The organism is Allobosea sp. 05T422_2 (assembly GCF_056396265.1).
On record NZ_JBFTLD010000267.1, the window covers coordinates 1 to 9,162 of the forward strand.

Annotated in this window: 16 protein-coding genes, 1 tRNA gene and 1 pseudogene; 12 read left to right on the forward strand and 6 right to left on the reverse strand. The window is 65.6% G+C overall.

All coding sequences use genetic code 11. The annotated features are described in order from the left end of the window. From AC1DJT_RS30270 to AC1DJT_RS30290, 5 genes are all read right to left on the reverse strand, one after another. Positions 1-594, reverse strand: a 594-nt coding sequence (locus tag AC1DJT_RS30270; protein WP_476835494.1) for a hypothetical protein, incomplete at its 3' end; no start/stop codon positions are given. Beyond that, a complete protein-coding gene (locus AC1DJT_RS30275) occupies positions 594-1,919 on the reverse strand; it encodes an MT-A70 family methyltransferase (protein ID WP_476835495.1) in 1,326 nt (441 codons plus the stop codon). The genes AC1DJT_RS30270 and AC1DJT_RS30275, both read right to left, overlap by 1 nt. Next, positions 1,898-2,161 (reverse strand): hypothetical protein, encoded by a 264-nt coding sequence (locus tag AC1DJT_RS30280; protein WP_476770187.1) that lies wholly within the window; start codon positions 2,159-2,161, stop codon positions 1,898-1,900. Before AC1DJT_RS30280 ends, AC1DJT_RS30275 begins: the two co-directional genes overlap by 22 nt. Positions 2,162-2,417: 256 nt before the next feature. After that, positions 2,418-2,885 (reverse strand): hypothetical protein, encoded by a 468-nt coding sequence (locus tag AC1DJT_RS30285; protein WP_476835496.1) that lies wholly within the window; start codon positions 2,883-2,885, stop codon positions 2,418-2,420. 59 nt (positions 2,886-2,944) lie between these two features. After that, on the reverse strand, positions 2,945-3,211 hold the full coding sequence (locus tag AC1DJT_RS30290; RefSeq protein WP_476835497.1) for a helix-turn-helix domain-containing protein: 267 nt from the start codon (positions 3,209-3,211) through the stop codon (positions 2,945-2,947). A 102-nt stretch (positions 3,212-3,313) separates the two neighbouring features. Between AC1DJT_RS30290 and AC1DJT_RS30295 the strand changes: the two genes are divergently transcribed. The 12 genes and pseudogenes from AC1DJT_RS30295 (at position 3,314) to AC1DJT_RS30350 (ending at position 8,896) form a co-directional block, all read left to right on the forward strand. After that, positions 3,314-3,955 (forward strand): helix-turn-helix domain-containing protein, encoded by a 642-nt coding sequence (locus AC1DJT_RS30295; protein WP_476835502.1) that lies wholly within the window; start codon positions 3,314-3,316, stop codon positions 3,953-3,955. Positions 3,956-4,096: 141 nt separating this feature from the next. Continuing rightward, positions 4,097-4,306 (forward strand): hypothetical protein, encoded by a 210-nt coding sequence (locus AC1DJT_RS30300; RefSeq protein WP_476770184.1) that lies wholly within the window; start codon positions 4,097-4,099, stop codon positions 4,304-4,306. Then, complete coding sequence (locus AC1DJT_RS30305; RefSeq protein WP_476835498.1) at positions 4,303-4,887, forward strand: hypothetical protein; 585 nt, start codon at positions 4,303-4,305, stop codon at positions 4,885-4,887. The genes AC1DJT_RS30300 and AC1DJT_RS30305 overlap by 4 nt, the downstream gene beginning before the upstream one ends. Further along, positions 4,880-5,110, forward strand: a pseudogene (locus AC1DJT_RS30310) (DUF2312 domain-containing protein); the annotation flags it as partial. The gene AC1DJT_RS30305 and the pseudogene AC1DJT_RS30310, both read left to right, overlap by 8 nt. Positions 5,111-5,188: 78 nt before the next feature. Further along, on the forward strand, positions 5,189-5,476 hold the full coding sequence (locus AC1DJT_RS30315) for a DNA translocase FtsK (protein ID WP_476768624.1): 288 nt from the start codon (positions 5,189-5,191) through the stop codon (positions 5,474-5,476). Further along, positions 5,473-5,727, forward strand: coding sequence for a hypothetical protein (locus AC1DJT_RS30320; protein ID WP_476768622.1), 255 nt, complete (start codon positions 5,473-5,475; stop codon positions 5,725-5,727). Before AC1DJT_RS30315 ends, AC1DJT_RS30320 begins: the two co-directional genes overlap by 4 nt. Beyond that, the gene (locus AC1DJT_RS30325; RefSeq protein ID WP_476835499.1) at positions 5,724-5,906 is read left to right on the forward strand and encodes a hypothetical protein; all 183 of its coding nucleotides are present in this window, start codon (positions 5,724-5,726) and stop codon (positions 5,904-5,906) included. The genes AC1DJT_RS30320 and AC1DJT_RS30325 overlap by 4 nt, the downstream gene beginning before the upstream one ends. Beyond that, positions 5,903-6,574, forward strand: a complete 672-nt coding sequence (locus tag AC1DJT_RS30330) for a hypothetical protein (RefSeq protein ID WP_476835500.1) — start codon at positions 5,903-5,905, stop codon at positions 6,572-6,574. Before AC1DJT_RS30325 ends, AC1DJT_RS30330 begins: the two co-directional genes overlap by 4 nt. Beyond that, positions 6,574-6,963, forward strand: a complete 390-nt coding sequence (locus tag AC1DJT_RS30335) for a DUF4031 domain-containing protein (RefSeq protein WP_476768619.1) — start codon at positions 6,574-6,576, stop codon at positions 6,961-6,963. Before AC1DJT_RS30330 ends, AC1DJT_RS30335 begins: the two co-directional genes overlap by 1 nt. Position 6,964: 1 nt before the next feature. Further along, the gene (locus AC1DJT_RS30340) at positions 6,965-7,399 is read left to right on the forward strand and encodes an ASCH domain-containing protein (RefSeq protein ID WP_476768618.1); all 435 of its coding nucleotides are present in this window, start codon (positions 6,965-6,967) and stop codon (positions 7,397-7,399) included. Positions 7,400-7,472: 73 nt separating this feature from the next. Then, positions 7,473-7,754, forward strand: coding sequence for a helix-turn-helix domain-containing protein (locus AC1DJT_RS30345; RefSeq protein ID WP_476835501.1), 282 nt, complete (start codon positions 7,473-7,475; stop codon positions 7,752-7,754). Next, positions 7,754-8,896, forward strand: a complete 1,143-nt coding sequence (locus AC1DJT_RS30350; RefSeq protein WP_476768616.1) for a tyrosine-type recombinase/integrase — start codon at positions 7,754-7,756, stop codon at positions 8,894-8,896. Before AC1DJT_RS30345 ends, AC1DJT_RS30350 begins: the two co-directional genes overlap by 1 nt. 9 nt (positions 8,897-8,905) lie before the next feature. Here AC1DJT_RS30350 and AC1DJT_RS30355 read toward each other — a convergent pair. After that, positions 8,906-8,979: transfer RNA gene (locus AC1DJT_RS30355), tRNA-Cys, on the reverse strand. Positions 8,980-9,162: the final 183 nt, after the last annotated feature.

A 9,162-nucleotide genomic window follows, 5' to 3' on the forward strand; every position in this document is an offset into this window, starting at 1 on the left:
CCCGCCCCACTGATCGGCCATGGCAGCGGCGATGCCGGGGAAGAAACGCGATCGTTCTTTCCAACGGTCAGGGCCGGGCGGCATCCGGTGAACTCTCGCCTGCCGACCCTCGACCACATCCGTCGGCAACAGCGGCGGAAGATTGCGCAGCCAGAGGCAGGTGCGTTTCACTTCGCCATGGCCGAACTGCCAAGGCTGCACGCTCTGGGCCGGCTCGGCGTAGTTTCGGATCAGCGCCTTGGCGTGCCGATGCATCACCGGATTCTCAACGCAGACGCGCTCGATCGGCGCATTCCAGAAGTCCGAGAACAGGTCGGCACCGGCCTCAAGATCAGCCTGCATATCTGCAACGGTCCGGCCGGGAGGCGGCCCGCTCAGCCAGCGCACGCCGCTATTGCAGAGGCGGGTACAGGGCGGATGCGCGACGATCAGGAGATCCCAGCCATCATCGAGAATGGCGCGTGCATCGCCAACGATATGGCAGTTGCTGCGGTCTTCTGAGGGCAGCAGGTCGCAAGACCACGCGTCATGCCCGCGGGCCGCGAAGGCGCGCCGGACAATCCCGCTATATTCGCAGGCGACGAGAACGCGCATCACGCCGCCTTCCGCTTGCGACGCGGCAGGGCGGGCAGTTCCGTTGCCGGGGCCTCGCTCGCCACCGCCTCCGGCGCCTCCGCGCCCCAGACATCCCAGCCCGGCCGGGCGGCGCGGGCGTTCAGTTCGATCTTGGGGAGGTTCGGGAAATAGGCCTCGGCGATCTCATGGACGAAGGGCGGCTTTTCGCTGTGCGGGCCGAGCGGATAGGCCAGTGCCGAGCGGAATTGCGTGCCCATGGCGGGCGCCGGGATGTCGCMGCGCGTGCCGACGAGCAGCAGCTCATGCTGGTTGCGGAACCAATAGCCGGTGCCGACCTCGTCCTTCAGCCAAACGACATGGCTCTTGTAGGTGAAGCCCCAGGCCGCCATGACGCGCAGCGCGTCGGGCAGCATCGGCACGGTCGCCCAGAGCAAGAGCACGGCGTCGTCGGCCATGATCTCGCCGACGGGCCGGGCGCAGATCGCCTCCGTCGGCGAKGTCGGGTAGTGATTATCCGCCGCCCGGTCCATGCCGGTCTCGTCGGACCAGACCGCGAAGCGCCATTCCGGGTCGGCGAGCGCGAGGCCATAGCGCTTGCCGCCGGCCGCAGCCTCGGCCAGCGCCGCATTGCCAGCCTCGATCTTGTCGGCCAGCTCCGCTTCGCGTTCGGCGCGCCGTTCCTTCTTCGCTGCCTGCTTTACATCGCGCATCTCGCGGGTGACGCGGGCGGCGACGTCCTGACGCCCTTTTAGCGCCTCATAGAGCAGGGCAGGGTTGGCGGTGATCGTCGCCAGCGCTGCGGCGCGGTGCGCATCAGCCGCCGGGTCGGCCGCCGGCACCGTTCTTGTCGCGATTGTGCCATGGCGACTGACGAAGGTCCGCTCGATGGCAACGTTGCCATTGACCTCCGGCCGCAGCTTGGCGACGAACGTATGCGAGACGCGGCAGCGGCCGGCGATCTCGCGGTCGCTCCAATGCGACCACTCTTCGTCCGAGAGCAGGATCCAGACGGCCCGGCGCTTGTCCTCATTGGTGCGGCGCAGACCGTGGGTTTCATTGGCGCCGACCGCATAGAGCACGGCGTCGCGCCGCGTCCCGGCCCGCACATCGCAGGGCATCTCGGCCAAGCCCGCCAGTTCATGCGCCGCGTCGCGGTGGAACCCGTCGGCGAGCCAGTAGGCGGTGCCGTCATAGAACACGACCGCATCGGGCAGCCTGACGCCGGAGCGCACCGCCTCGGCATAGTCGGCGACGACATGCTCGACGATCGCGGCGCGCGGCTGCGTGCCGCCATCGCGCCGGATGCGGTCGCGCGGGATCATCACGCCAGTCGGTTCTGACATGCGGTCAACTCCTCCAGGGCAAGGTTGGCGCGGATCTCGGCGGCGGAACATTTCAGTTCCGAGCCGATGAAGGCGGCAAGCGCGACCGAGAACGGGCCGCGCCGCGCCATGCGGCGCTTCAATCCGGCCGCGACATCGTCGAGCATGTTGGCGATGGCATCCCACTCGCCACTGCAGGGCAGCCCGCCATCTGCAGAGACGGCGGGCGCCGGCGCAGGGCAGGCCTCGCGGCTCAGCTGCACGGCAAGGCTCCGGCATCCGCCCCTCGCGACAGGCCAAACACGAGGGGCGGCGCCTGCAGCGGGGCCGGGGGAGGAGCCGGCGCGCGAGCTGTGAAACCGGAGCCGCCACAGCGGCCGCAAGCCGGGCGGGTGCCGTCCTGCGTGATGCGGGAGCCTTGGCCGCGACAGATGGGGCAGGGCGCGCCGCAATCGCTGCAGGCAATGCGCGTTCCGTCCCGGCGGCACATGTGGAAATTCGGGCAGCAGGGCGACGGCTTCACTCAGCCTCTCCCGCCAACGTGGCCGCATTGACGCGCTGGAACGCCTCGATCTGCTGTTTCAGATCGTCGAGCGCCTTGTCGCAGATCAGCGCGTCGGCGCGGGAATAGACGCCGTCGGCCACGCTGTTGGCGAAGGTGCGGGCAAGGTCCGCCACTTCCAGCATGACGGCGGCATGCGCCGAGAACGGCGTGCCGACCGCGCTGACGGGGCGGGGGCCGATCGGCTCCAGCCGGTAGCCGAGCAGATCGGCCTCGACCTGCGTCAGCAGCGGCGTGCCGCATTCACGTTCAAGGGCCAGCTTGCCGGCAATGGTCAACATGGCGCCGCTGTCGCGCTGCGCCACATTGCTCATCATCTGCTGCGACACGCCGACGATCTCGCCGGCGCGCTTCTGGCCGCCGACACGGACGATCAGATCGGCAGCCGCGGCCTTAAGTCGGTAGGAATCCGCATCTTTGCGCATCATGGGCCTCGGTAGTGCCGGGCCGGGCTTTACAACGCGCCCGGCGGAACGGGCGGGTGCTAGGAAACGGCGACTGAAGGCGCCGAACTCGGCGCCGGAGGGATAGGGGCTTCGAAGAACCACGAGTCGTCCCACTCGCGATGGCCCTCGAGGGCAGCGCGGCGGATGCTCGCAAGCTGGGCGAGGTCAGGCGAAAGCTCGCCATTCTCCCAGCGCGAAACGGTTGCCTGCGTCGTGCCGGTCATCGCAGCCAGCTCGGCCTGCGAGACCTGCAAGACGAATTTGCGAATGTGTTGGATCGGATTCATCCTCAAACGTATACGCATGAGTATGAAATGACGCAAGAGGGTATACGTTCGCGATTTGTGGCAGGTTATGCGAGACCGTATATCGGCGGCATGAACATCCGCGCCAGAATCCAAGCCATTATGGACGTCAAGGAGTGGAACCAGGAGGAGCTTGCCGAAGAGCTCCAGGTGACACAGGCGACCGTCTCTCGGTGGATGAATGGGGCCGACCCGCGCGGCGAGACGCGCGACCGCATCAACGAGCTGCACTCTCGCGTCGTGGGCGCCCCGGCGCAGCCCGAAGGCCCGTCATTTGGCCGGGTGATCGGCGTAATCGGGCGGATTGGTGCGGGTGGCTCGATCGAGACGTCGAGCGAGCAGATCAATCACGCCGAGCCGCTTTTCGAGGTTCGCGTCCCTTTCCCGATTCCGGAAGATGCGCTGGCGCTGCAGGTTGGTGGTGACAGCATGTTCCCGCGCTATGACGATGGCGACGTCATCATCTGCTCACGGTTCGGCGAAAATCCCGATGGCGTTGTCGGTTATCCCGCCGGCGTGCAGACCGCCGAAGGCAACCGCTATCTTAAGCGCGTCCTGCGAGGCTCCCGGCCGGGCCTCTATCACCTCGAGAGCTACAATGCGCCTTTGATGCCGGACGTCCACATCGTGTCCTTCAGTTCGGTTATCGCGGTCATTCCGGCGAGCCAGGTGCATAAGATTACCGATCACAACCGCCGGAGCGTTACCCGGCAGATCAAGAGCGGGAAGCCTGACCGAGGCTGAGCGCAGGAAACCCACCAGCATTCACCCCTTTCGCAGGTCGCCGGTGCGCCTGTGGTGAAATACGTCTGCGCATAATATGCGTTGACATGAAAATGCGTATGCGTATTTTATGCCCCATCGCAATCCGATGGAGGCCTCTTCGTGTCACTTGCTGTCCAGCGCGGCGCCGCCGCTCACCGCTCCGCCACCATTCCCCAGCGCATGGCGGATTTCATCGTCAAACAGACCGCCGGCTCCGGCAGCGTCACCCGCGATGACCTGCTGCTCGATTTCACCGATGCCGAGATCGACGAACATATCGAGAGCGCCAAGAAGCTCGCCCGCCGCAACGGCAAGGCTTCGCGTCAATGAGCCTGGTCGAGATCGGCTCTGGCCTTCCGCGTGCGGCCGGCGCGATGCCGGTCTCGACGCAGCAGCGCATCGCCCTTGGGCTTTTGGCCCGGGGCCCTCTCTTCCTCTATCCCGGTAAGGGCTGGCAGAGCCGCGCCTTTCCCGGCGAGAGCGCACATGACGGCTCGATCCGCGCGCTGGAGCGTCGCGGTCATGCCCATGTCGAGATGCTCCCGATGGGTGATCTCGCAATCGAGGTTGCACGCCTGACCGACGCCGGTCGTTCGCTCTATTGCGCCATTCACGGCCGCTTCGTCTCGCATCTGGAAGCCCCGCGCCTGCCACCTTCGGCCGAGCGCATCCTCGCGGAGATGCAGACGGCGCTTGGCGTCATCGAGATCGAGAGCGAACGCCTGATGGCCGAGGGCGAGGCGGTGCTCGCCGATATCGCCGAGGCACGGGCCGCAACCGCACGCGCCGAAACGCGCGCCACCGAGATCCTGACGCGCCTGCGCCGGCTTGAGCCCTTGCGCGCCCTGATCGCCGCGCGCCGTGAGAGCGTCGCCGAGCTGCTCGCCGAGAGGGGGCGCAGCCATGGATGACCCGCTCAACAACAACCAGTTGAAATCCATCGTCGAGCGCGTCGAGCGGCTGGAGGAGGAAAAGAAGTCGATCGCCGACGATATCAAGGAGGTCTACGCCGAGGCCAAAGGCAACGGCTTTGACGTCAAGATCCTGCGCAAGGTCGTCGCGCTCCGCAAACGTGACCTGAGCGAGCGCCAGGAAGAGGATGCACTGATAGAGATCTATCTCACCGCGGTAGGTGAGACAGCGGGCGCTCCGCCGCGCCGCCCGCAGCCGAGCCCACCTCTCGGCGGCCGGCCCTTCGGCGCCGATGACGAGATGCTCTACACCCATGCCAAGGCGATCGTGCTCGCGGAGGGAGGCAATGGCTCCACGTCCTTCGTCCAGCGCACGCTGCAGATTGGCTATAACAAGGCGGCGGCTCTCATGGAGCGAATGGAAGCCGAAGGCCTGGTCAGCGCACCTAATCATGCGGGCAAGCGCGAGATCCTGACAGCGGAGCAACGCGTCGCCATGTGCGCCGGCGCCCGCTTTGAGATCACGATCCCTGCCTCGCCAGCGCCTGTTCTGCGTGCCGCCGCCAAGACGATGCGTGCGTCGTCATGAAGCCGTTCCGCATCACCGTCGCTCCCGGTCTGCCAACGACCGGCACGCCCGGCCAGTTCCTTGGCTATGACGCGCAGGACGCGATGTGGCTGCTGCGCTGGGACGCTCCGCGCTCGGAATGGACCGCGCTCGGCCATGAGCAGCATGAGGCCGGCGATTTCCCGGTCCTGCGCCGCGGCCTCGCCGTCGCCCAGCTGATCGTCGGCCATGTCGAAGGGCCAGAAATCAAGCCACCCGCGAGGCGCGCATGATCGACGCCGCGCTCTATCTGGCTTTCGCCCTGATCATGGCCGGCGCCGCGGGCAGCTACGCCGCTGCGCTGCCCGACCAGTTCCKGTGCCGCGAATTCGGCGCCGCCGCTGGCAATGCCGCGATTGCGGCCGTTGCCTCCGCCATCTCCACCAGCTTCATCCTCGAGGCCCTGTCATGACCGAACAAAACGCACTGGCCGACGCCATCATTGCCGAGGTTCACCGCCAGACCAGCGAGGATGCAATCCGCAAGCTGGTCGAGGAGAAGATCGGCGTCAGCGTGAAATCCGCCGTCGATAACGCCTTCCGCTGGGGCGATGTCGGCAAGCAGATCGAAAAGGCCGTCACCAATTCGCTCGCGATCGGCGACCGCCTCGACGTGCCCGCCTACGGCAACATGGTCATGGCCGTGCTGCGGTCAAAGATGGACGAGGTGCTCGGCACGCTCGTCAACGAGCGCCTCGCCGCCGAGATGACAGAGATCCTGTCGTTGGCGCCGAGAGAGGTGAAGCTGTMGACCCTGGTCGAAGTGCTGGTCAAGCAGCAACTGGAGCGCGAGCGCTGGGGAACCAGCATCACGTGCGAAGTGGAGGACACAGACTACGGCGGGCATTGGATCTATATCGATCCGGATTCTGGGAAGAAGACACGCGAGTGCGAGCTGCAGATCGGCGTCAGCTCGGAAGGCAAGATTTTCTACTTGGTGATTGATCGGAAAGACGCCAAGCACACCGTCGTCTTCAGCGATCACGATCCTTACAAGAAGCTCGTTTTCGCCGCCTACGCTTGCGGTTCCAAGTTCATTGTCGACGCGGACCACGTCGTCACCGGCGTCGGTGACGACTGATGACGGTCTATGTCGACGACGTGCGGCACGCGTTCAAAGCGTTCGCCACAGCTCGCACCATGATCATGTGCCACATGTGGGCCGACACGCTCGACGAGATGCTCGCTATGGCCGACCGGATCGGCGTGGCGCGCAAATGGATACAGGGTCATCCGACCCTGTCCTTCGGCAAGCATCGCGATGCCTCCTGGGTTCACTTCGACATCAGCCTTGGCATGAAGGCCAAGGCCGTCGCCGCCGGCGCAGTGTTGACCGACAAATACGGCCCCTCCGAGCACACCGCCCGCATGGATGTCGCGAGTGCCGATCCCGTCCGTATCGAGATTGGCGCCCGCAAGTTGCGTCAGATCGAGCACATCCGCATGCAGCAGCAGCTGGGAGCCGTTTGAGGTGTTGGCACTTTCCATCCGCCAGCCTTGGGCCTGGCTGATCGTCAATGGTCACAAGGATGTGGAGAACCGCGATTGGTCGACGAAGTACCGCGGCGAGTTCCTGATCCACACCGGCCTGCAGCTCGACCGCGAGGCGCATAACCGGCTCGTCGGTGGCATTCACCCGGCCACGGGCCGGCCRAGCAAGCTCAACCTGCTTTACTCCGTCCAGCAGGCCGAGCTCGGCGGTATCGTCGGCATTGCCGAAATTCATGGCTGCGTCACCCGCTGCGACAGCGAGTGGTTCGTCGGCGACTACGGCTTCCTGCTCCGGAACGCGAAGCCGCTGCCCTTCCAGCGTTGCAACGGCCGGCTCGGCTTCTTCGAGCCCGAACGCACCATCGACGCCCGCCCGATCGGCGCGCCCGAAGGCCAGGGGAGGCTGGGTCTGTGAGCGAACGCGCAGCAGGCGAAAAGGCGGCACTCGACGTGGCGATTCGCCCGACCTGCGAGGAGTTGCGCTGACCATGGCTCACGCTGTCCTGCTCGCCTCCGACGATGCCAGCCGGCGCCCAACAGCTCCGAGGCGCGGACTCTCCTGCGCTGAGGCTGCTGACTACATCGGTGTTTCGGTCAGCAAATTCCTCGAGATGGTCGAGGACGGGCGCATGCCGCCAGCGAAAGCCATCGATCGCCGCCGCATCTGGGATCTGCGCGAGCTCGATCGCGCCTTTGACGATCTGCCGGGCGGGTCAACTGGTATCGCTCCGGGCGATACCAACGATCGCAAGCGGGAGATCATCGTCTAATGGAGCCTATGGCGAACATTAGACTGAAGCACGTCACCATCGACCGCTCCGAGGGGCTGACCCGCTACTATCTGCGGCTGCCGGGCGAGCCAAAGATTCGCCTGCCGGGCACGCTTGGCGGCCCGGAATTCATGGCGGCCTATCAGGCGGCGATCGACAAGCGCGCCGCGCCGCGCCGGCCGGACGGCACCATCTCGAAGGCAAACAGCCGCGGCTCTCTCGCCTGGCTGATCGACGAGTACTATCGCTGTGCCGCTTTCAAGGGCCTGGCCGAGGCGACGCAGGGCGCACGCCGCAACATCCTGAAGAGCGTCGCCGCGACGGCTGGTGAGGAGAGAATCGCGGATATCACCGAGAACGTGATTCGACGKGGCAGGGACCGCCGGGCCGAGACGCCCGCTGCCGCGAACACCTTCCTGAAGGCGATGCGTCACCTCTTTGAGTTCGCGACGGAATACAAGCACGCCAGCGCGAACCCGGCCGCCGGCGTGAAGGGTATGCCGACGAAGACGGAAGGGCACCACACCTGGACCGAGGACGAGATCAACCGATTCTTCGCGCACTACCCGCCCGGGACCACCGCGAATCTCTGCCTGACGATCATGCTCTACACGGGCCTGCGCGTCTCCGACGCGGCCGTGATCGGCCGCCAGCACATCCGCGATGGCTGGCTCACGATCAAGACGAAGAAGAAGGGCGTTGTCGTCTCGCTGCCGGTGGCGCCCGAGCTGCAGACGGCGATCGGCGCCGCCCGCGTCTCGTCAAAGGGGCATCTGCATCTGCTGATCAACGAATGGGACAAGCCGTTCTCGGTGAAGGGGCTCGGCAACCGCATGCGCAAATGGTGCGACGCGATCGGGCTGAATCACTGTTCCAGCCACGGCCTGCGCAAGGCGGGCGCGACGAGCGCCGCCGACAACGGCGCCAGCGAACATGAGCTGATGGCAACGTTCGGTTGGGAATCCGCGAAGCAGGCCCAGATCTATACGAAGAAGGCGAATCGTCGCCGTTTGGCAGGCTCAGGAGCCGCGAAAATCACTGTCGGCCGGGCTGAAAACGGGAACGAAATTGTCCCGCCGGGGCAGGGAGTGGACCCTGCGCGGGACAATCAGCCGAAAAACACGAAGAAAATCAACGGCTGAAAGAAAGGTTGGAGGCCTCGCCCGGAATCGAACCGGGGTGCAAGGATTTGCAGTCCTCTGCGTAACCACTCCGCCACGAGGCCATCCGGGGACAGTCACGCTGCGGTGATGTCCTAGGGCCGCCTATAACCACATGGCGCGCCGGCCCGCAACCGGGAACAGCAGCATTCGTCATGATGACCTATGGTCACCTGTGGATGAGCGGAATTCCTGCCATCGAAGTGTCTTAAAGGGCTTGCGCCCGGACAAAGGCGTCGCTATTACCC

Excerpts from the sequence above, each read along its gene's own strand:
- AC1DJT_RS30335 (WP_476768619.1), top strand. The coding sequence starts at position 6,574 with ATGACGGTCTATGTCGACGACGTGCGGCACGCGTTCAAAGCGTTCGCC.
- AC1DJT_RS30285 (WP_476835496.1), bottom strand. The coding sequence starts at position 2,885 with ATGCGCAAAGATGCGGATTCCTACCGACTTAAGGCCGCGGCTGCCGAT.
- AC1DJT_RS30290 (WP_476835497.1), bottom strand. The coding sequence starts at position 3,211 with ATGCGTATACGTTTGAGGATGAATCCGATCCAACACATTCGCAAATTC.
- AC1DJT_RS30315 (WP_476768624.1), top strand. The coding sequence starts at position 5,189 with ATGCTCTACACCCATGCCAAGGCGATCGTGCTCGCGGAGGGAGGCAAT.
- AC1DJT_RS30345 (WP_476835501.1), top strand. The coding sequence starts at position 7,473 with ATGGCTCACGCTGTCCTGCTCGCCTCCGACGATGCCAGCCGGCGCCCA.
- AC1DJT_RS30295 (WP_476835502.1), top strand. The coding sequence starts at position 3,314 with ATGGACGTCAAGGAGTGGAACCAGGAGGAGCTTGCCGAAGAGCTCCAG.
- AC1DJT_RS30305 (WP_476835498.1), top strand. The coding sequence starts at position 4,303 with ATGAGCCTGGTCGAGATCGGCTCTGGCCTTCCGCGTGCGGCCGGCGCG.
- AC1DJT_RS30320 (WP_476768622.1), top strand. The coding sequence starts at position 5,473 with ATGAAGCCGTTCCGCATCACCGTCGCTCCCGGTCTGCCAACGACCGGC.